Source organism: Zunongwangia sp., from assembly GCF_048269745.1.
Classification (GTDB): domain Bacteria; phylum Bacteroidota; class Bacteroidia; order Flavobacteriales; family Flavobacteriaceae; genus Zunongwangia.
The window spans coordinates 137458-160018 of record NZ_JBLXIB010000006.1 but is presented as its reverse complement, the minus strand read 5'-3'; the positions used below and the strand labels follow the sequence as shown (position 1 = coordinate 160018).

Sequence of the window (22561 nt, the reverse complement as noted above, 5' to 3'; positions counted from 1 at the left end):
TTGTTAATAAAATGTCGATAACAACAGAGGAAGAGTTAGAAGGAATGAAGGCAGTTAGTGAAGCAGTAGCCAATACACTAAAAATGATGAGAGAATATGCTGAAATTGGAATGTCTACTAAGCAAATCGACGATTATGGAGCAGAAATTTTAAAGGGTTATGGTGCCAAGTCTGCACCGTTTGAAACTTACAAGTTTCCCGGATATACTTGTATAAGTGTAAATAATGAAGCAGCCCATGGTATTCCTTCAGAAGATAAAATTTTAAAAGAAGGTGATTTAGTAAATATAGATGTATCGGCAGAACTTAATGGTTTTTGGTCAGACAATGGTGGCTCTTTTGTTATGGGAAAAGATATACATAAGCATCAGCCGCTAGTAGATGCTTCTAAGGCTATTCTGAAAAAAGCGATTGCTCAAATTAAAGGAGGTGTGAAGATTGCAGATATTGGTTTTACTATGGAAAGCGAAGCTAAAAAGCATGGATTTAAAGTAATTAAAGATTTAGCAGGACACGGTGTAGGTAGAAGCTTGCATGAGAAACCAGAGGATATTGTTAATTTTCGGATAAAAAGTAATAAAGAACGATTTAAGAAGAATACTACTGTAGCTATAGAAACTTTTATCTCTACAAAATCAACGTATACCTTACAAGCTGACGACGGCTGGACATTACTTGGCGACCGAGGAGGATACGTGACTCAGCATGAGCACACTATTTTAGTAACTTCTGGAGCTCCTGTAATTTTAACCGAGGCTAACGATATATGGAATTAATATCAGTAATTATTCTTTTATTGAGGTAATGAAATATTAAAACAAACCCGCTTAGATTATAAAATTCTAAGCGGGTTTATTTTTTTACAGACAACTCGGTTACTGTGCCGTATCTTTCTTTTTCTTATTTCTGTTAAGTAATCCTCCTAAAATTGATTTTGCAGCATCTTCGATTTTTTTCTCCTGCGTTTTTGTGGTGTCTACAGTTTTCGTAGGTTTTGCTGTACCAGTACTATCTGTAATGGCTGCATTGTCCTGTTTATTTTTTCCTAATTGTTTATTGATAAGATCATTTAAAGCATTAGCGCCTTTTTCTTTTAGCTTGTCTTTTTGTTCTTTAGCAATTTTCTGAGTTAAACTGGTAATTGCTTGTTGCATATTCAGGTTAATCTTTGGGCTTTGGAAGGTTCCGTTTAACCCAACAGGTATTTCAACCTTAGTATTTTCAAGACTTGATCCGCTAAGTTTGCTTAATGTACTGCTTACTTGGTTTCCTAAATATTTGGCCGGAACATCCAGATCTAATTTATAATTCATGTTCATATCAAACCCGTGACTACCTGAAATTTTTACTAGAATATCTTTAATCTTAAAATCGAAAGGTTGGATATTTACTGCGCCATTATCAAAGGTTAATTTTGTTTTTAGATTATTCAAATCAATTTTATCAAAGTCAATAAAGTTAATTTGCTCATCCAGTTTCGATAAAAGCGACATTTTTTTAGAATCGATATCTGCTGTTAGGATTTTTGCTAAAGCATCTCCGGCTAGGCTGGTTAAAATTGGAGTTAAATTTTTATTTAAATTTCCTTTTAAATTCAGATTCGTCTGAATTTTACCTTGTAATGCATTGGCAATAGGAGCCAATCCTTGCATTAGTTCTAGTCCGTTGAAAGATTCAGCAATATTTATAGCATTCAAGTCTAACGACATATCGAAAGTAGGCGTTGCTGTTTTGGTAGAAACATTTCCGTTAAGTGCAACATTCCCTCCAAATATATCTGAAGTGATATTTTGCAACGTAGCGGTTTCATCTCGAATAATTACTTTCCCTTTTGCATTAGTCAGCTTCAGGTTATCGTATAAAATTTTATTAGCATTAAAAGCAAGGGCTACATCAAGAAAAGACGGTATTTTAATAGCTTCTTCACCGGTGGTTACTTTTTCGGTTTTAGCCGTTTCAGCAGTACTTTCTTCGGAAGTGGCTGCCGCTTTTTCTTCGGTTTGTGCCACCATAAAATCGTTCACTGCAAAAGTATTCGATTTTACGTTGAAGTCTCCTTTTAATTCTTGATCAGTAAACAAGAATCCCATTAGGTTTTTGATGGTTCCTGTTGCTTGTAAATCGGTTTGTCCTGTGGTTAGATTCAATTCAGGAACGGAAACGTTCCCTTGTTTCAAGTTTACTTTGGCGCTTGATATTTTTACTTCGTTCGGGATTTCCGGAGATTTATAACTAAAGTTTTTGATATTTGCCGTACCGCTACTTTTTACATTCTGGTATTGTTCTTTTTCAATACTATTCATGTCGAAATTAGTTGAAGCATCTACGGTTAAAATTCCATTTAAATCCAGATCCATATCTAGCGGATAAGCTTTATCAAGATTCGCTAAATTTAGCGTTCCGTTTAAATCCAAATCTACTAACATATTTCCCATTAGGTTTTTTACACTTCCGTTGGCTGCAAAACGATCTTGATCGATTCTGAATTTTACATTATTGAAAGTAAGGTAGGTGTCTTCTACAATTCCGGTTTCATTTAAAATACGAAGATCAAGATTAATATCTTCTACACTTTTTGGTAAATCGGGGTATTTAAAAGAAGCATTATTTGAGCTTACGTTAATATCTAATTTCGGAATATAGGTATCGTTAGCCGTTCCTTTAATCATGCCGTTTACCACAAAATCACCTTTGGTTTCAACATTTTCGATATTTTTTGCATATACTTCAGGAATTACCGCCAAGAAGTTTTTAAAGTCAGATGAAGGTGTTTTGAATGTTAAATCGATATTCGTATCATCACCATCAATTTTTACAAAACCATCAAAAGTAAGTGGTAATTGATTGATTTTTGCTTCATTTTCTAGAAACGTATATTTCATGTTTTCTAAATCCATTTGAAGCACAGCATCTAAAGCTACTTTATTTCGACTTAAATAATTAACGCTATCCATTTCGAAAGATACAATGGCTTCAGTATCGGTATCTAATTTGGTTTGATCGAGTGAAAAATCACCGGTTCCGCTATGATTTAATTCCTCTAATTGTAAGGCCATTTTAGCGCCTTTGTCGATATAATTTAATTTGGAATTATTGATTTCGTAGTGCTGCAGATCTAAAATTAAACCGCCTGTAGTATCTGTTGCTGTTTGTGCAGAATTAGCAGTAGTATCTACTTTAGCAATATCATAATTTGCTCTCCCTAAAGAGTCTACTAAAATATTTAGGTAAGCATTATTTACTTTAAACTCATCAATTTTTTTAGCTTCATCGCTACCTTTAAATAGTTCTTTAATGCTCATTTCAAGTGTTAATTCTCCAACATCCGCAAGCGTATCACCTTCAAAAGGAGCGTTATTAATTACGCTAACATTGCTGAGGACTACTGTGGCCTGTGGAAAACTTCTAAATAAACTCAAATCTAAATCGGCAAATTCAACTTTAGCATTTACATTTTTATTGATGGTTTTTTTGACGAAACCTTCAATTTGCGACGAAAATATAAATGGCGCTACAATTAGTAATACTACAATTACCAGTAGCGTAATTCCTATAATTTTAAAAACTTTTTTCATAATCAGATCAGTCTTGTAAGTCGTTTATTTAATGTTCTAAGTTTTGGTTAAACTTAGTTTTCTTCTTCTAATGTAAGTTCTTCTCCTTGTGTTAGTTTAAATCGCTTTCTAATACCATAAACTGCAAGATATAAAAATGGAGTATCGCAAATTGCGACGATTACTTTAAACAGAAATCCGCTAAGTAACAGCGTTCCGAATTTGTCCCATTCAATTTTATTAAAGCTGCATAGTAAAATAAGCACTGAAAAAGTATCTACAAATTGAGACAGGAACGTCGAGAAATTATTTCGAATCCAAAGATGTTTTCCTTTGGTAAGCTTTTTCCAGAAATGAAAAAGCTGAATGTCTATATATTGAGCAAATAGATATGCCAACATTGAGGCTATTACAGCAATAGCCGTAGCGCCAAAAACCTTTGTAAAGAGCGTGTTTCCAATAGGCGACCAATCTGTTGCTGGAACAGCATTTGCGGTATAAATAATCACTAAAGAAAAGAGCGATGCAAAAATTCCTGCGGTAACCACTTGGTTGGCTTTTTTCTTGCCGTACACTTCACTAATAATATCGGTAATTAAAAAAGTAACTGGATAAGGCAAAATTCCTACTGAAATTTCAAATGTGTAGAGCCCAAAAAAATTCCAACTAAAAAATTTTTGAAATATTAAATTAGAAACCACCAGTGATGCAATGAATAAAGCCGCTAAAATCATGTAAAATCGATATGCGGTTAGCTTATCTTTTAAGTTGAGTTTCGCCAAATTATTTTTTTAAAATACTTACTAACAAAAGTAAGTGTATGTGCATTTGTTTTGCTTAATTTGCTGTGAAATTATAATAGATTTTATATTAAACTTTTCTTAAATAGAATTTGAATTTCCCTAAGAAGGTACATATAGCATTAGGAAGTAACGAAGGTGAGCGTTTTAAAATTTTACAAAATGCCGTTACCAGAATATTTGAAGAGATTGGAGAAATACTGGAAATTTCTTCCGTTTACGAAACACCGGCCTGGGGTTTTTCCGGGAATACCTTTCTTAATGCCTGTATTTCGATTTCTACACGTTTTTCTGCGGAAGAAGTGCTGCGGAAATTATTAGCGATTGAAGCTGATTTTGGACGAAAAAGAGATAATTCTGGCAATTACCAAAATCGACCCTTAGATTTAGATGTGTTGTTGTTTGAAAATGAAGTATTACAAACCACAAGTTTAATTTTACCGCATCCGCAAATCCAAAATCGACGTTTTGTTTTACAACCTTTAAGTGATATTGCTGCAAACGAAATGCATCCGGTTCTAAAAAAGAAAATTCAGCAATTATTGTTAGAAGTAGCAGATGCCTCTGAAGTATCAAAAATCGATAAAAAATTACAGACTCCTAAAATGAATTATAAATTCAACAACTGTAATTATATAGCAGTTGAAGGAAATATTGGCGCCGGAAAAACCAGTTTTTCCACGATGGTATCGCAAGATTTTAATGCCAAACTAATTTTAGAGCGTTTTAAGGACAATCCTTTTTTACCAAAATTTTACGAAGATCAGGAACGTTATGCTTTTTCGCTAGAGATGTCTTTTTTGGCCGATCGTTACCAACAGTTATCTGATGATTTGGCGCAGTACGATTTGTTTAAGGACTTTGTGATCTCTGATTATGACGTTTTTAAATCCCTGATTTTTGCTAAAATAACCTTAGCAGAAGATGAATATTCGCTGTATCAAAAGTTATTTCATTTAATGTATAAAGAGTTGGTAAAGCCCGATTTGTATATTTACCTCTATCAGAATACCGATAGGTTACTTCAGAATATTAGAAAAAGAGGTCGGGAATACGAACAGAATATTCAACCAGAATACTTAATAAACATCAATAAAAGTTATTTGTCTTTCATTAAATCTCAAACGAATATGAAAGTACAGATTATCGATATTTCTGAACTAGATTTTGTAAACAATCGGCAGGATTACTTGAAGTTATTAGGAGAAATTAAGCTATAGGTTTTAGTTTACAGTATTCAGTTCTTAGGATTCTGTCATTACAAGTGAGAGATTTCGAAATGAAATGGATAAATCTTTTATATCGAGAAGTTTTTTCAGTTGATTTTGATTGTTATAGACTTCTCCGTTTCTCTACGCTACAGTCGAAATGACAAGAATCTTTTGTCATTTCGAGAGGAATGTAATGAAGCCGAGAAATCTCATTCATCATTTAAAATTCATCATTTTGATTCTAGAATCTAACAGCTTAGCGAACTAAATTCTCAATACTAATTACTAAATTAATGTCCGTGTCCATCGGCAGAACTATAATCTGCGGCTTTTAGTTTTGAATATAAATCCCAAAGAATAACACCTGTACTAACCGAGATATTTAAAGAATGTTTGCTTCCGGCTTGCGGAATTTCAATAACGCCATCGCTTGCTGAGACTACTTTTTGTTGTACACCTTTAACTTCGTTTCCAAAAACTACAGCAATTTTTTCACCAATTTCAGGATTAAAATCATTGAGCATAACGGCACCTTCAGCCTGTTCTATAGCAAAGACTTTCACATTATCTTCTTTCAGTTTTTCAACTAAATCTAAGGTGTCTTCAACATGTTCCCAAGCCACTGTTTCGGTAGCGCCAAGTGCTGTTTTTTGGATGTCTTTGTGTGGTGGTTTAGCAGTAATTCCGCATAAATAGATTTTTTCAATCAAAAACGCATCAGAAGTTCTAAAAACCGATCCTACGTTATTCAAGCTTCTAATATTATCCAGAATAACAATTATCGGTGTTTTTTTAGCTTCTTTAAATTCTTCAACCGACTTACGATTTAGCTCACTGTTTTTGATCTTTCTATTTTTCATACCGCAAAAATAAAAATATTTGTCGGCTTTAACATAGAGATTATTGCTTATAGAAATTCAGAATTAATAATTAAAAACCAATTTTTTATAAAATGAGAAATGATTTTATAGAATTATGCTGAAAATAAAAGTTTTTGATAATACCGAAATTTAAGAGTGAATGGCTGTAAAGCCTTGCTATTTCAAAGCTCAGCTTTTTTTGGCATCTTTGGGAGATCAATAACTTCAAAAAACAATCCATAACATGAAGAAAGTTCTCTTTTTACTTTTTGCGATTCTTTTGGCTGTTGGGCAAAGTTTTGCCCAGGTCACCCCAAAATGGATTCGATACCAATCTATTTCTCCAGATGGTGAAACCATTGCATTTACTTATAAAGGCAATTTATATACAGTTGCAGCGATTGGCGGCGATGCAAAACAAATCACATTTCATAAAGCGCATGATTATATGCCGGTTTGGAGCAAGGATGGTAAGCAATTGGCATTTGCTTCAGATCGCTACGGTAATTTTGATGTTTTTGTGATGGATGCTTTGGGCGGCCCGGCAACAAGATTAACTTATCACAGTAACGACGAAAAACCATTTACTTTTTCCGCAGATAATAAGTCAGTTATCTTTGGTGCAGTTCGCCAGGATTTAGCAGAACATCGCCAGTTTCCTACTAGCTATCAACCAGAATTATATAGCGTTCCGGTTGAAGGTGGGCGTGTAGATCAGATTTTTACAATTCCGGCAGAATATGTTCAGGTAAGTGAAGATGGGAAAACAATGGTGTATCATGATAAAGTTGGCGGAGAGAACGAATGGCGTAAGCATCATGTATCTTCAGTAACTCGTGATTTATGGAAGTATGATGTTGATAACGATAAGCATACGATGATTACTTCGTTTAAAGGAGAAGATCGTCAGCCAATTTTTGATGCTTCTGAAGAGAATTTATATTACTTAAGTGAAGAAAGCGGCAACTTTAATGTTCATAAACTATCAATAGAAAACCCTGAAAAATCTGAGCAATTAACCGATTTTAAAGATTTTCCCGTACGTTTTTTAAGTTTCGGTAATGGTGTTTTAGCTTTTGGGTATGACGGTGAATTATACACCATGAAAGAAGGTGGTGCGCCTAAAAAAGTGAATGTAAATATTAGAACCCAATCTGTAGATAATAGCGATAATTATATAGATATTAGAGATGGTGTTCGCGAAATGGAAGTATCTCCAAACGGTAAAGAGATCGCTTTTGTGGCTCGTGGGGAGGTTTTTGTTACTTCTGTAGATGGATCTTTAACCAAAAGAATTACCAATACACCAAATCAGGAGCGCTTTGTGTCGTTCACTCCAGATGGAAAATCGGTTGTGTATTCTAGCGAGCGTGATGGAAAATGGAGTATCTATAAAACCGAAATTGTAAGAAAAGAGGAACCATTTTTCTATGCTTCAACCTTACTAAAAGAAGAGCCTGTTATCGAAGGTGAAACTGATAGTTACATCCCTAAATATTCTCCAGATGGTAAAAAGCTGGCGTATATTTCAGGACGAAGAACTTTGCGTGTAAAAGATCTGGATTCAGGAAAAGAAATCGATCTTTTAACTCCTGAAGATCTATTTACCATGAGCGATGGCGATAAAGATTTTACCTGGAGCCCGGATAGCAAGTGGATTTTAATGAGTTGGGGTAAATTGCTAAGTAATAACGAAATTTTGTTGCTTGCCGCAGACGGCAGTAAGCGTGAAAATTTAACCGAAAGCGGTTATCAGGATTATAATCCAAAATGGGTAAACGACGGGAAGCAAATGCTTTGGTTTAGTAATAGAAACGGACTAAAAAGTTACGCGACCAGCGGTAGAACTGAAGCTGATGTGTATTCGATGTTCTTTACGCAGGATGCTTATGATAAATTCAATATGTCTGAAGAAGATTATAAGCTAATGAAAGCTGTTGAAGAAGCTCAGAAAGAAGATAAAGACGAAGACAAAAAGGACGATAAAAAAGACAAGAAGGATAAGAAAGACGAAGAAGTTAAAGATCTTAAGTTCGATTGGGATGGCCTGGAAGAACGAAAGAAACGGCTTACTACGCATTCTAGTAGCTTAAGTGATGCGGTACTTTCTAAGGATGGAGAAAAGATTTATTATCTATCGAGTTTTGAAGATAAAAACAATCTTTGGGAAACTAATCTTAGAACCGGTGAAACTAAAATGGCGGTAAAACTAAATTCCAGAGGAGGAAGTCTAGCTTGGGATAAAAAACAGGAAAATCTTTATTTATTAAGCGGCGGAAATATTTCTAAGATCGATACAGATAAAGGCAAATCTGAAGGAATCAAGATCGCTGGAAATATGGATTACGACGAAGACGCTGAACGAGAAAAGATGTTCGATCATGTGTATATAAGAACAAAGAATATTTTCTACGAACCAACATTCCACGGTAAAAACTGGGATTCGTTATATGTTCAGTATAAAAAATATCTGCCGCATATTGGCAATTCTTATGAGTTTGCTGAAATGCTTTCTGAAATGTTAGGAGAGTTGAATGTTTCACATTCAGGAGCACGTTACAGTAATCGCAGCAACGATGGAGACGAAACCGCATCACTGGGAATTTTTATGGATTACTATTTTGAAGGCGATGGCATTAAAATTACTGAAGTGATTAAAGGCGGGCCTTTAGATAAAGCGGCTTACGATATCAAACCGGGAATGGTAATTACGGCAATAGATGGCCAAACGATTGAAAGCGATCAGGATATTGCAAAATACCTGAATCATAAAGCTGATAAGTTTGTATTACTGGAGATTAAAGATCCTGAAGCAAAGGAGCCAAAACAAATTACCATGAAACCTATTTCTTTGGGGCAGGAGCGTAGTTTATTATACAACCGTTTTGTACGTATTAACCGCAAAGAAGTTGAAGAAAAAAGTAATGGAAAATTAGGTTACGTACATATTCCGGGAATGAGCGACGAGCCTTATCGTTCGATCTATGAAGATATGATGGGTAAATATTTTGAAACCAAAGGAGTGATCGTGGATACACGTTTTAATGGCGGTGGAGATCTAGTTGCAGATCTTGCTGCTTTCTTTACAGGAACTCCGTTTATCACTTACGAAACGGAAGCTAAAGTTGTAGGCGGCGAGCCAACATCACGATGGACAAAACCTACACTTTCATTGTTTAACGAAAGTATGTATTCTGATGGGCATTGCTATGCCAGCGGATATACCGATTTAAATATCGGGACTACTATTGGAATGCCGGTACCGGGAACCTGTAGTTTCGCAGGTTGGGAAGGTCTTGCAGATGGTACTGTATGGGGAGTTGTTCCGGTAAGTGCTAAGAATAAAGCCGGCGAATGGATGGAAAATAACCAAACCGAACCCGATATTATCGTAAAAAATATGCCGGGCGTGATTAGCGAAGGTCGTGATCAGCAATTGGAAAAAGGAATCGAGGTTTTATTAGATCAGGTTGCTGAAGAGTAATTTTCGATAAACCTCAAATTATAAAAGCTCCGAATTCATTTTCGGGGCTTTTTTATTGAAATAGTAATTCTTGATATCGAGTAAGGATTTCGTATTTTCAAAGACCATTAAAGGAACCTGTATTAAACTAAACCATTTGCCAAGACCTAAAAAAACATTAGAACCAAATACTATAAATCTTAAGGATAGCTTTGCTTCGTTACAATTTGTACCACGTTTCTTTAAAGAAATTCGAAAAGTAAATCCGTTGTTGTTTTATGCCAATATTGGTAGCCGAATCTTAAGTGCTGTAATTCCGTTAGCTTTGTTGTGGATCGGAAAAATTATTATCGATGAGGTAGTGGTACAAATCGATGCTGAAGTAAAAGATTTTTCCCGATTATGGATATTTGTTGCTGCGGAATTTGGTCTGGCGATTCTATCAGATCTTTTAAGTCGCGGTGTTTCTTTATCTGATGCTTTGCTTGGCGATCAATATTCGATAAATACTTCAGTAAAAATTATTGAAAAAACAGCTGAACTGAATTTAGACCAATTAGAAGATTCAGAATTTTATGATAAGCTCGAAAGAGCAAGGCGCCAAACTACCGGCAGAGTTGGATTAATGTCTAATATTCTTACGCAAGGCGAAGATGTAATTGTAATTATTTCATTGCTTGTGGGGGTGGTTGCCTTTGAACCCTGGTTACTTATTTTGCTGGTAGTATCTATCGTACCTACCATTATAAACGAAATTAAATTTAGTGGCACCAGTTATTCCCTAGCCAGGAGTTGGACGCAGGAACGGCGTGAACTCGATTATCTGCGCTATGCAGGGGCTAGTGATGTCACTGCTAAAGAAGTTAAATTATTCGGACTTTCCGGGTATTTGGCAAACCGATTTAAAACTTTGTCCGATCAATATTATTTAGCTAATAAAAAACTGGCCAAAAAGCGAGCCGGATGGGGTTCTGTTTTTAATGTAATTGGTACTTCTGCCTATTATGGAGCCTATGCTTTAATTGTTTTTAGAACAGTTTTAGGAGTTTTTACGCTTGGAGACCTTACTTTCCTATCGGGCTCATTTAATCGGTTACGTTCAAAATTACAAGGGTTTTTTACGCGTTTCACTCAAATTACCGAGAGTGCGCTGTATCTTCAGGATTATTTTGAGTTTCTGGATCTTCAATACGATAATTCCGATAGTGAAGGTTTACCGCTTCCGAAGAAAATTAACACCGGCTTCGTTTTTAAAAATGTAGGCTTTAAATATCCAAAATCAGATAAATGGGTGGTTCGGAATATAAATTTTGAATTACGTGCAGGTGAAAAACTGGCCTTTGTAGGCGAAAATGGAGCAGGGAAAACAACCCTAATTAAACTTCTTCTTCGGTTTTATGAACCTACTGAAGGTGAAATTTTGTTGGAAGGTATTCCGGTGAAACAGTACGAAAAGACCCAATATCAGCAGTATTTTGGTGTAATTTTTCAGGATTTTGTGAAGTTTGAGCTTACGCTTCGTGAAAATATCGCCATGGGGGATATTCGGGAAATCGATAATCAATTTAAGCTAGATGCTGCTGCTGAAAAAAGTCTTGCAAATCAGGTTATTTCAGATTTACCTAAAGGTTTTGATCAGCAATTAGGAAAACGCTTTAAACAAGGAAAAGATCTTTCGGGTGGACAATGGCAAAAAATCGCGATAGCCAGAGCTTATATGAAAGATGCTGAGGTGCTGATTTTAGATGAACCTACTTCGGCTTTAGATGCTCGCGCCGAAACTGAAGCCTTCGATCGTTTTATAAATCTTACCCAAGGCAAAACTGCGGTGATTATTTCACACCGCTTTAGTACGGTAAGAATTGCAGATCGGATTATGGTCTTAAAAAATGGTGCTGTGCTAGAAATTGGTACGCACGAAGAATTAATGGAAAACGATAAATTATATGCTGAATTATTTAATCTTCAGGCAGCGGGCTATCAGTAAAAGGTTTGTTTTTAGAAAAAATAATTTTAATGAAGCGTTAACCTAAATTGGATTCATAATCTGATCATTTTTTAACAGAAATAAATGAGATTTTATGTAGATCAAGGAAAGAAGAAGACTTCATAAGATTTCAAATTTTATTGTTTTTGAATCTTGTGGTTTTATCCTAAGATTATTGATTATTTTTATACTATAAAAATCAATTTCTTATGAAGCTATTTAGTGTTTTATTCTTGTTTTTAAATTTTCCGATGATTGCTCAAATACAAACTTTACCATTATGGCCTAAAAATAAAATGCCTAATTATCAGCAATCTGATGAGAGGGAAGAAGTAAATGATGGAGATATTGTATGGATTTCGAAAGTGCAACAACCTACTTTAGAAATTTATCTTCCGGTTACACAAACCGCAACCGGACAAGCTGTTTTAATTTGTCCCGGAGGTGGTTATGCTGGCTTAGCTTATGATTGGGAAGGAACACAGATTGCCAAATTCTTAAATTCAAAAGGAATTGCTGCCGGAGTTTTAAAATATCGTTTACCATTATCAGCTTCAGTAAAAGAAAATTTTAAAGCACCGCTTCAGGATGCACAACGTGGCATTAGAATACTTCGTGCAAATGCTTCATCTTGGAATATTGATAAAAACAAAGTTGGGGTTATGGGATTTTCTGCAGGTGGTCATTTGGCTTCCACTTTGGGAACGCACTATCAGGAAGAATTTTATTCAGCAATAGATAGCACAGATTCTGAAGAAATTCGTCCAGATTTTATGGTTTTAATTTATCCGGTGATTAGTATGGATCCGGCAATTACTCATAAAGGTTCGCATGATAATTTATTAGGAAAAGATCCAAAATTGTCTTTAGAAGAAGAGTTTTCTAACGAATTACAAGTGACTGAAAATACACCAACTACATTTATTTTACATGCTAGTGATGATGATGTTGTTCCTGTAGAAAATAGTTTGCGTATGTATTCTGCTTTGCAAAAAGATGGTGTGAAAACCGAAATGCATATTTATCCTGAAGGGGGGCATGGTTTTGCGCTAGCAAATGGTATGTATTATCTAGAAAACTGGAGTGCACAATTAATCGATTGGCTAAAGAATTTAAAATAGAATATGACACATATTGCGGTTTATGCTGAAAATTACAAAGCAATTGCACGGCTGATAAGTGATTTAGAAAACGATAAAAAAGTATCCGGTTTTGAAGATTTTCAGTATAAAAATGGGGAGTCACATTCTGAAACTGTTTTGCAAAACTTTATAAAAGAAGATCAAAAACACGGAAATTCAGTTTTAGTTCAGGATGAAAATCGAAGTTTGCGTACATTTTCCAGTGGTGAAAAACGAAAAGCTTTATTAGAATATTTACTAAAAAAAGAGCCCGATTATTTAATTTTAGATGATCCTTTTGATTGTTTAGATGTGCAATCGGTAGTAAATTTTAAGCAGCGTTTAACCGAATTAGAATCGGATTTTAGTATGGTGCAAATTTTCCGAAGAAAAGAAGATATTTTACCCTTTATAGATACTATTCTCGTTTTAGATAAAGACGGAAATTCTAACTTTATCAATAAAAATGATTTTGTAGACAATAGGCAGGAAATTTTAAATAAAATAGAAACAATTCCGCCTGCTCCAAAGGTTTTTGAAGATATCCCTGAAAGTTTGATATGTTTAGAAAATGTTAATGTTTCCTACGAAGATCGGCCAATTTTAAAAAATATTAATTGGAAAGTTAAGCGTGGCGAATTTTGGAAACTCACCGGACCCAATGGATCTGGGAAAACCACCATTTTAAGCATGGTTTACGGTGATAATCCTAAAGCCTACGGAGTCGATCTTTTTCTCTTTGGAAAGAAAAAAGGCAGTGGCGAATCGGTTTGGGATATTAAAAAGAAGATTGGTTATTTTTCTCCTGCACTTACGGAATTGTTCAACCGAAGAAATACGCTAGAAGATATGGTGATTTCGGGATTGGTAGACAGTGTAGGGCTTTATCAAAAAACCACGGATAAACAAAAGGTTTTAGCTAAGCAGTGGTTAGAGCTATTAGGATTGCAAGAAAAAGCAAAAAAAGTTTTTAACGATTTACCGAATCTGGAAAAAAGAATGGTGTTAATTGCTCGAGCCATGATAAAACATCCGCCATTATTAATTTTAGATGAACCCTCAACTGCACTAGATGATAAAAGTGCATTAAAAATCACGAATCTGATCAATCATATCGCAGCCCAAAGTGATACCGCAATTATTTATGTCTCTCATCGAAGGGAAAAAGGCTTAAATCCCGATTTTGAATATGAATTAATTCCTACGGAAGAAGGATCGGAGGGAAGACAGGTTTAGGTGATAGGTCATGGACAAGAGAAAATAGAACATAAATAATAGAAGTAATACTTAGGACGCAGGATTCAAGACTTGTTGTTTTATATGCTGAATAATCTCATGCTCTTATGTCTAAATTCTAACTACTAAAAAGATGTGAATAAAAGCTAGGCTCAAATTTTCGAATAGCAAAGTGGTTTCTTTATTTTAGCCATATCTAAATACTAATATTTTGGCAGCAAAGAAAGAAGCAAAAGTGACTCCGTTAATGAAGCAATATTCGGCTATTAAAGCTAAATATCCTGATGCAATGTTGTTGTTTCGGGTAGGAGATTTTTACGAAACTTTTGGAGCAGATGCTGTTGTGGCAGCCCGAATTTTAAATATTGTTCTTACAAAACGTAATAATGGTAGCGAACGGAGCGAATTGGCTGGATTTCCGCACCATTCTTTAAACACTTATCTACCCAAACTAGTAAAAGCCGGACAACGTGTAGCGATTTGCGATCAGTTAGAGGATCCAAAGATGACTAAGAAAATCGTTAAACGTGGAGTAACCGAACTGGTAACCCCCGGTGTAGCCTTAAGCGATGAGGTTTTAAATAGTAAATCGAATAACTTTCTATGTGCTATTCATTACGGAAAAAGAAACCTGGGAATCTCATTTTTGGATGTTTCAACAGGTGAATTTTTAACTGCGCAGGGAACTCAGGAATATATTGATAAGTTGCTTCAGAATTTTAGTCCGAGTGAGGTTTTAATTCAGAAGAAATATAAAAAGAATTTTGCTTTAGATTTTGGGGAAGATTATCATGTTTTCTACTTAGAAGATTGGGTTTTTAAAAATGATTTTGCTTTAGAAACATTAACTAGTCATTTTGAAACCGCTTCTTTAAAAGGATTTGGTATTTCGCATTTGGAGGAAGGAATTATAGCTTCAGGAGCAATTCTCCATTATTTAGCCGAAACTCAGCATAAAAAATTGCAGCATATTACTGCGATTAATCGTATTGCAGAAGAAGAATATGTATGGATGGATAGATTCACCATCCGGAATCTTGAATTATATCACAGTAACGCTGCCAATGCAGTAACACTTTTGGATGTGATCGATAAGACGATTTCTCCAATGGGTGGGCGATTGCTGAAACGTTGGCTTGCATTACCTTTAAAGAATTCAGAAAAAATAAAAAAACGTCACCAAGTTGTTGGTTTTCTATTAGATCATCCGGAAGTTTTAAACAAAATTCAGGGGCAGATTAAAGAAATGAGCGATTTAGAACGCTTAATTTCAAAAGTAGCCACAGGAAAGGTGAGTCCGCGTGAGGTTATTCAGCTTAAAAATTCTTTAGCGGCAATTATTCCTATAAAAGATAACGCTTTAAACTGCGAAAATGAAGCTTTAAAAGTTATTGGCGATAATTTACATGCCTGCGAATTACTTCGGTCTAAAATAACCGAAAGTATTAACGAAGAAGCACCGGTTTTAGTTCAGAAAGGAAATGTAATCGCTAAAGGTTTTCATAAAGAATTAGATGAGCTTCGAGATATTGCATTTTCAGGCAAAGATTACCTGGATAATATGTTGGAAAGAGAAAGTACAGCAACAGGAATTTCTTCGCTAAAAATCGGAAATAATAATGTGTATGGCTATTATATCGAAGTTAGAAATACACATAAAGATAAAGTTCCTGCAGAATGGGTACGGAAACAAACACTAGTAAATGCAGAGCGTTATATTACTGAAGAATTAAAGGAATACGAAGCGAAAATTTTAGGTGCTGAAGAGAAGATTCTGCAATTAGAGCAGGAATTATTTTCGAAACTGGTGCTTTGGATGAACGATTATATTCAGCCGGTACAACAAAATGCGCAGTCAATTGCTCAATTAGATTGTTTATGCTCTTTTGCGCAGCAGGCCAAAATCGAACAATATAGCAAGCCTGAAATAGAGGAAGGGTTCGAGTTACAAATTGAAGACGGTCGCCATCCGGTGATCGAAAAGCAATTACCTATTGGAGAATCGTATGTGACCAACAGCGTTTTCTTAGACCGCGATGAACAGCAGGTCATCATGATTACCGGGCCTAATATGAGTGGTAAGTCGGCTATTCTACGCCAAACGGCACTTATTGTGCTTATGGCTCAAATGGGAAGTTTTGTGCCTGCAAAATCGGTAAATATTGGTTTAGTAGATAAAATTTTTACCAGAGTTGGTGCCAGCGATAATATATCGATGGGTGAATCGACGTTTATGGTAGAGATGAACGAAACCGCTAATATCCTTAATAACATTTCTGAGCGTAGTTTAGTGCTTTTAGATGAAATTGGTCGTGGTACCAGTACTTATGACGGGATTTCGATTGCCTGGGCGATTAGTGAATACTTGCACGAGCATCCTTCACGTCCAAAAACACTATTTGCAACACACTATCATGAGTTAAATGAAATGTGTGATACATTTACTCGAATTAAAAATTATAATGTCTCTGTAAAGGAATTAGAAGATAATGTACTTTTTCTGCGGAAGTTGGTTCCCGGTGGCAGCGAGCATAGTTTTGGGATTCATGTAGCAAAAATGGCGGGGATGCCACAACAGGTTTTACATCGAGCAAATAAGATTTTAAAGAAGTTGGAAGAAAGCCATAATATGGAAGAAAGTGGCGAAATTTTAAAAAAATCAGCAAAAGATGAAATGCAGTTAAGTTTTTTTAATCTTGACGACCCTTTATTGGAAGATTTGCGTGATGAATTGTTAACTATTGATATTGATACACTTACGCCTGTAGAGGCTTTGATGAAGTTGAATGAAATTAAAAGAATGTTAGTTGTTCAGAAAAAAAATAGTAATTAATTTTTAAAAAAACCTCAAAAAAGTTTTGTCAATCTAAGAAATGTGCTAGATTTGCACCCGCAATCAACAATTGCATATCGGCATTGCCGAACGTTCTTTAACAGACGCGAAAATAGCTCAGTTGGTAGAGCGCCACCTTGCCAAGGTGGAGGTCGCGGGTTCGAATCCCGTTTTTCGCTCAGGACACATATAGCATTACGCTCGGATGGTGGAATTGGTAGACACGTTGGACTTAAAATCCAATGGACAAATGCGTCCGTGCGGGTTCAAGTCCCGCTCCGAGTACCATTGGAACCCCTGTAAATACAGGGGTTTTTTTGTTTTTAGGCCCTTCTTCTTACTATGGAAAATAAGGATAAAAACGAAATCGTACCCAGAAACGTACCCAGAAATTCTGTAATTGAATTAGAGATTTCGATGGCGAAAAAGAGATATTCTACTCCAAAACTTTTTATTCCCAGGATAAATGGAAAACCAACTGTTGCTCCTGGTAAAAGGTGGTATGTTTATGTTCATTGGCGATCGGATCCAGATGGGCCATTTGATAAAAAATTCACTTTTACAAAGAAGATAAATCGGCTTAAGACAGTTAAGGAAAGAAGAACTGCAGGGAAACATTTAGCTTCTATTTTATCGCTTGCTTTAGAACGTGGATGGGTTCCGGACACACAAGAGCGAAATTCTAAGAAAGCAAAACATCGTGGACCACAAATGACACTGGCCAGGGCGATGGAGTATGCGTATAAAATCAAATTAAAATCTGGCAAGAAAAAATCTACGCTTAACGGTTATGAATTTCACATGAATCGTTTTCTGCAATGGGCAAAAGATAATGGATACTACGGAGCAGATCCTGCACGATTTGGAATTGATCAGTTCTATGAGTTTTTGGATTGGCTTAGATTTGATTATGTAAATGAGCAAACTGGTAAAGAAGTCTCTGGAAGCTCAGTTAATAATCATAAATCGAGTCTTTCGGCATTGTTTACTACGATGAAAAATGAGCGGCTAATTCCTTATAATTTCATTAAAGATATTCCGAACGTAGAATCAGATCCTGTAAATAATAAAGCTTTTACCATGGAAGAGCTTCAAATGATAAAAGAAGAGCTCGAAAAAACAGATCCTTATTTAAAGCATTATGTTTCCTTCGTTATTTATTCATTGTTGCGACCGCTTGAGATTTGCCGGTTAAAGGTAAAAGATATTAATACTAAAAACTGGTTGCTGCAGGTTGAAACTAAAACCGAGGATTTATCTGTTAGACGTGTGATTGAAAAATTAAAACCAACCATCAAAGAAATGGAGCTAGAGAAAGCCCCACCTTCCTATACTTTATTTACGAATCAAAATAAACCTGCCGATTGGGATGTTTCATTAAAAAGTAAAGCAGATCATTTTGGTAAACGCTTTAGAGAAGTCAAAACGAGGTTAGGGTTTGGTAGGGAATATGGAATATACAGCTGCAGGCATACGGCAATTATGAATTTATATAATAGTCTAGTTGATGAGGGGAAGGGAGAAATGGAGATCTTGTTTCGATTAATGCCAATTACGCAGCATAAGTCAATTGCCGGAATAAAAAACTATCTTAGAAAACATAAAAAGTCGATCCCGCCTGATCACTCTAATATTTTTACACTAGACTTTTAAAACATACCAATCATCAAACTTAGATTTTTTTTCATGAATTCTTTCGTATCCATTTGAAGTTAATAATTTAAAGATCTTTTCTCTTTTTTCTGTAAAATTATGTTCTACTGTAATTATTCTAAATTTATAGTTATTAAAATCAAATGTTTTCAAAATTTCGTATTAGCTACCTTCAGTATCTATTGATAAGTAATCTATAATTCTAGGTGCATTGTACTTATTAAGTAAGTCATTAAGTGATATTGTATGAACTCGATAGATAATCGTATTATTTCTATTTTTAGAATGAGAGTCAGAGAAAGTATATTCTTTTATAGTTGGTAAGGAGGGGCTGTTTGTTTCGCAAAACTCTACAAACTCATGTGATCTACTCCAGACGCATTTCTTTTCTATAAAACATTTTCTGTTATTCTCTAAATTAGAATGCTAGTATTTAGAAGGTTCGGCTAAAATTCCTTTCCATCCAAAATCTATTTCTAATAAATGAGTATTACTATGAGCAATACCGTTAGTTGCTCCAAATTCAACGAAGTACCCATTTTGTTTAAAATTTGTTTCAAATAAAACAAATAAATCTTGATCTAATTGAGAGTTCGATTTACTTTTTAAATCGAAAAAGCTTTTAATATTATTGTCGCTGTAATAATATAGAAATTCAAAGTCTTGAATTTGTTTTTGAGTCTTTATTAAAATTTCCAAAGTAGAATTCTAAACTAAAGAAAACCCCGTTTTTTTTAAAAGTTTATTTAGAAAGAGGTATTTTGTTTTCATTTTCAAATATATCACTTCTTCTCAAGAAAATAATTTATATAATTTAAAAACTCTCACTCTCCACTTCCACTTTCATAACTTTTTCAGATTGAAACTTTTTTAATATTTTTTTATGATCTGCTTTTCGTTAAACTTAAAACTAAGCTCTTTGATATCGTAGATTTCGTGTGTAGAGCATTCAATACTATCTTTAAAAGATTTTGAGTAAACGCAGAACCATAACCACGGATCCCAAAATTCAGGACCAATTTTATCTAGGGATAAATCTCTACTAATGTTTGATGCACATGCCGGGCGGCCAGAAGTATCTGTGCCGGCATACAAACAAAAATCAATATCCGTTTTTTTTTCAGGAGCTATTGCTGTTACAGTTCTATTAATAGATTCAACTTCTTCAGTATTTTCATTTATTTCTTTGGCGTAAACCCGGCCACTTTTATTATAAAAATAAGTTTCATCATTAGCATAGCTATATATATTCATTAGGAGTTCACTTTACCGATGAAAAAAAACCTGCTATGGAACTACCATAAAATCAAGGGAAAATATTTACTTTCACAGAGCAAGATTATGAAAATGCAGAATTTTGTGATGCTGATTGTAATTAACTTTTGAAAAGTACTTAGAGTTTAAGAAACAAATTTACAACCCCATTTGTTTTTACAAGTGGGGTTGTTTTATAGTAAAAAATAATAAAAATTATATATAATAATAGTATTATTTATTGGTAATAAACTGTCTTGAATTTTCTTTTTTAATAGGGGATAAAAACTTCAGTATTCCGGTAATGAATGGAAAAAATTTGTCTTAAGAATTTAAATTCTATTATGTATTTCTATTAGTATTGAGTAGCTGTTTTAGCGTTAATTAAATTTTATATTCTTTTAATTTCATTGCTATATCTTTCGCTATTTTTTGGCAAATTTCTTTAGTTTCACCACCCCAAGCTCCGGTTTTTATTTGCCCACTAACATTACCGTTGATTAATTCTTCTCCATTATCATTTTTTATAGAGAAATTGAATGTCATTTCATCTTTTCCTGCTCCATAGATACCAGCAAAATAACGTGCAGTAGCATTCCCTTCTTTAAATTGTAAAAGCGTACCATAAATATTTATATCTGCATCTTTATCTAAATATTCGTAACCCTGACTTTTTAATTCAGATTTTAGAGTAGACTTCATCTTCTCTGTAATTTCAATATAACTATTATCTTTATTTACTGTTTTTATCTCAGGTATAGAAAAAGTTTTTATGCTATTTGTACCTCCTTCTTTCAAGCTAGTAGTATGGAAATCTGCAGTGGGCTCACAACTGGTTAATAGTAATAAAACAGATAAAAGTAAAGTTGTTTTTATTGATTATTGCCAGTAAATCATAAAGTATTTAAAACTTGCATTATCGGGAATTTGTGAAGCTCTTATTTTTGCATTGGTATCGTAACGAAGTTGTGATGGTAGTTCTTTTTTATCGATAGTGATATATGCATTTATTTCGTCTAGGAATACCACAGCAGAGCTTATAGTGTTTTCTATACGAGAGATTTTATAATTTTCAACAATATCTTTAAAAGTGCTTTTAGTATTTAAACCTGCTTTTGTTTTGTAGCGAGAATCTAATACTCGAATATAACCTACGGTGCTGGTAGAATCGAAGGCTTGAGAAGGTTCAACAGTAAGTAAAGGTGCTCCGCCTTTGTCGAAAATTTCAATTTCGGTGCTTCCTCTAAGCTGCATTGATTCCGAAGAATTTTTTACTATTGAATCGTTTCTGAAAATAGAGTCTAATTGATTAATTTTAGTTGTTTTTTTTAATTTTCCAACTTGTATTGGCGTAATTAAAAAAGGATTATTTTCATCTTTCTGACAAGAAAATGTTGTAATTATTGTTGCAATAAGTATTCCTAGTACTATTTTTTTCATAGTAATTTAATTTGCTGAAATTTTAAATTTGTAGCAGTAAAAGTAAGCAAAAAGAAGTGTTGTGTAACTGCTTTTTTTTGCTATGCAAATTATTAATTTACTGCTGGTTCTAAAAGTTTAATACTGCCATTGTTAGCATTAATCTCTGCTTCTATACCATTTGGTATTGTATAATTATCATCAATATGCCCAATCATTGCACCACTAAATGCAGGTATGTTTAATGGTTTTAGGTAATGATCGATAACTTCATCTAAAGTTAAAGAACCATAATCGCTACCTCCGGGTTTACAATCAGTACATTTGCCAAATACAAATCCTTTTATTTGTTTCAGCACACCTCCTAATTCTAGTTGTGTCATCATTCTATCTACTGCATATATTTTTTCTCCAACATCTTCAACGTATAAAATTTTATTGTTCCAATCGGTTGGGAAATAATCACTTCCCATAATTCCTGTTAAAACCGATAAATTGCCACCTAGTAAAACTCCTATAGCTTTGCCAGAAGTTATAGTTCGAGTTCTGTTTGTAGTTTGAGTGAGATTGTCTCCTTTGTCTTTAGGGTTTTCTAGTAAAGGTGTTTGTTTTTCAAATAAAATAGATTTAAAATGGGATACACTAAATTGATTCCAAGTAGAAACAGCAAGAGGAGCATGAAATGTAACTAATCCTGTTTTTTTATAGATGGCTAGATGTAAAGCTGTAATATCGCTATAGCCAATAAATATTTTTGGGTTTTTAGCGATCGCTTTATAATCTAGTAATTCTAAAATTCTAGCAGCACCCGATCCGCCACGTAATGCAATTATAGCGTCTATTTTTGGGCTTTTAAACATTTCGTTTAATTCTGCTGCTCGTTCTTTATCAGTGCCGGCTAAATGTCCGTAACGGTTTCTGGTGTATTTTCCGAATTTAACTTTTAATCCCATTGCCTCAAAAGATTCTTTAGCAATTTCATAAGGGGCATTTTCGTAAATAGCACCAGACGGACTAATAATTCCAATAGTATCTCCTTCTTTTAAAGCTTTAGGAATTAATTTATTTTTTGGTTGTACTAAGTCTGTTTTAGTATTAGCTGTAAAGCTTAGTAGTGGTAATGCTGCACTACTTATACCTATATTTTGTAAAAATTTACGTCTTTGCATA

General features: G+C 34.4%; 17 protein-coding genes and 2 tRNA genes. 10 read left to right on the top strand and 9 right to left on the bottom strand.

Annotation, left to right across the window (positions count from 1 at the left end):
• Nucleotides 1–11: 11 nt before the first annotated feature.
• Nucleotides 12–776 (top strand): type I methionyl aminopeptidase, encoded by a 765-nt coding sequence (map, locus tag ACN0WI_RS09320; protein ID WP_417886446.1) that lies wholly within the window; start codon nt 12–14, stop codon nt 774–776.
• A gap of 99 nt (nt 777–875) precedes the next feature.
• Here map and ACN0WI_RS09315 read toward each other — a convergent pair whose 3' ends face one another.
• Both ACN0WI_RS09315 and ACN0WI_RS09310 read right to left on the bottom strand, forming a co-directional pair.
• Nucleotides 876–3575 carry an AsmA-like C-terminal region-containing protein gene (locus ACN0WI_RS09315; RefSeq protein ID WP_417886444.1) on the bottom strand — a complete coding sequence of 900 codons (2700 nt, stop codon included), beginning with the start codon at nt 3573–3575 and terminating at the stop codon, nt 876–878.
• A 53-nt stretch (nt 3576–3628) separates the two neighbouring features.
• Entirely contained in the window at nt 3629–4288 is a 660-nt protein-coding gene (locus ACN0WI_RS09310; protein WP_417886515.1) for a queuosine precursor transporter, read from the bottom strand.
• A 158-nt stretch (nt 4289–4446) separates the two neighbouring features.
• Between ACN0WI_RS09310 and folK the strand changes: the two genes are divergently transcribed.
• Nucleotides 4447–5574, top strand: a complete 1128-nt coding sequence (folK, locus tag ACN0WI_RS09305; RefSeq protein WP_417886443.1) for a 2-amino-4-hydroxy-6-hydroxymethyldihydropteridine diphosphokinase — start codon at nt 4447–4449, stop codon at nt 5572–5574.
• Nucleotides 5575–5855: 281 nt separating this feature from the next.
• Here the strand turns inward: folK and ACN0WI_RS09300 are convergent, their stop codons facing one another.
• Nucleotides 5856–6425 (bottom strand): RNA methyltransferase, encoded by a 570-nt coding sequence (locus tag ACN0WI_RS09300; protein ID WP_417886442.1) that lies wholly within the window; start codon nt 6423–6425, stop codon nt 5856–5858.
• A gap of 244 nt (nt 6426–6669) precedes the next feature.
• Between ACN0WI_RS09300 and ACN0WI_RS09295 the strand changes: the two genes are divergently transcribed.
• The 8 genes from ACN0WI_RS09295 (at nt 6670) to ACN0WI_RS09260 (ending at nt 18718) form a co-directional block, all read left to right on the top strand.
• The gene (locus ACN0WI_RS09295; protein WP_417886440.1) at nt 6670–9909 is read left to right on the top strand and encodes a S41 family peptidase; all 3240 of its coding nucleotides are present in this window, start codon (nt 6670–6672) and stop codon (nt 9907–9909) included.
• Between the two features lie 136 nt (nt 9910–10045).
• Nucleotides 10046–11875 (top strand): ABC transporter ATP-binding protein, encoded by a 1830-nt coding sequence (locus tag ACN0WI_RS09290; protein WP_417886438.1) that lies wholly within the window; start codon nt 10046–10048, stop codon nt 11873–11875.
• 209 nt (nt 11876–12084) lie between these two features.
• On the top strand, nt 12085–12996 hold the full coding sequence (locus tag ACN0WI_RS09285) for an alpha/beta hydrolase (RefSeq protein WP_417886437.1): 912 nt from the start codon (nt 12085–12087) through the stop codon (nt 12994–12996).
• Between the two features lie 3 nt (nt 12997–12999).
• Complete coding sequence (locus ACN0WI_RS09280; RefSeq protein ID WP_417886435.1) at nt 13000–14232, top strand: ATP-binding cassette domain-containing protein; 1233 nt, start codon at nt 13000–13002, stop codon at nt 14230–14232.
• A gap of 247 nt (nt 14233–14479) precedes the next feature.
• Complete coding sequence (gene mutS, locus ACN0WI_RS09275) at nt 14480–17065, top strand: DNA mismatch repair protein MutS (protein ID WP_417886514.1); 2586 nt, start codon at nt 14480–14482, stop codon at nt 17063–17065.
• Nucleotides 17066–17171: 106 nt separating this feature from the next.
• Nucleotides 17172–17244 (top strand) — tRNA-Gly (locus tag ACN0WI_RS09270).
• Nucleotides 17245–17264: 20 nt separating this feature from the next.
• Nucleotides 17265–17353: transfer RNA gene (locus ACN0WI_RS09265), tRNA-Leu, on the top strand.
• A 54-nt stretch (nt 17354–17407) separates the two neighbouring features.
• The gene (locus ACN0WI_RS09260; protein WP_417886434.1) at nt 17408–18718 is read left to right on the top strand and encodes a tyrosine-type recombinase/integrase; all 1311 of its coding nucleotides are present in this window, start codon (nt 17408–17410) and stop codon (nt 18716–18718) included.
• Nucleotides 18719–18880: 162 nt separating this feature from the next.
• Here ACN0WI_RS09260 and ACN0WI_RS09255 read toward each other — a convergent pair whose 3' ends face one another.
• The 6 genes from ACN0WI_RS09255 to ACN0WI_RS09230 all read right to left on the bottom strand — a co-directional run bounded on the left by ACN0WI_RS09255 (nt 18881) and on the right by ACN0WI_RS09230 (nt 22560).
• Nucleotides 18881–19111 carry an FkbM family methyltransferase gene (locus ACN0WI_RS09255; protein ID WP_417886513.1) on the bottom strand — a complete coding sequence of 77 codons (231 nt, stop codon included), beginning with the start codon at nt 19109–19111 and terminating at the stop codon, nt 18881–18883.
• 33 nt (nt 19112–19144) lie between these two features.
• Nucleotides 19145–19417, bottom strand: coding sequence for a hypothetical protein (locus tag ACN0WI_RS09250; RefSeq protein WP_417886433.1), 273 nt, complete (start codon nt 19415–19417; stop codon nt 19145–19147).
• 171 nt (nt 19418–19588) lie between these two features.
• Nucleotides 19589–19972, bottom strand: a complete 384-nt coding sequence (locus ACN0WI_RS09245; protein WP_417886432.1) for a hypothetical protein — start codon at nt 19970–19972, stop codon at nt 19589–19591.
• A 384-nt stretch (nt 19973–20356) separates the two neighbouring features.
• Nucleotides 20357–20770 (bottom strand): DUF4410 domain-containing protein, encoded by a 414-nt coding sequence (locus tag ACN0WI_RS09240; protein ID WP_417886431.1) that lies wholly within the window; start codon nt 20768–20770, stop codon nt 20357–20359.
• A gap of 81 nt (nt 20771–20851) precedes the next feature.
• A complete protein-coding gene (locus ACN0WI_RS09235) occupies nt 20852–21412 on the bottom strand; it encodes a hypothetical protein (RefSeq protein ID WP_417886429.1) in 561 nt (186 codons plus the stop codon).
• A gap of 92 nt (nt 21413–21504) precedes the next feature.
• On the bottom strand, nt 21505–22560 hold the full coding sequence (locus tag ACN0WI_RS09230) for a S66 peptidase family protein (protein WP_417886428.1): 1056 nt from the start codon (nt 22558–22560) through the stop codon (nt 21505–21507).
• Between the last annotated feature and the right edge of the window lies 1 nt (nt 22561).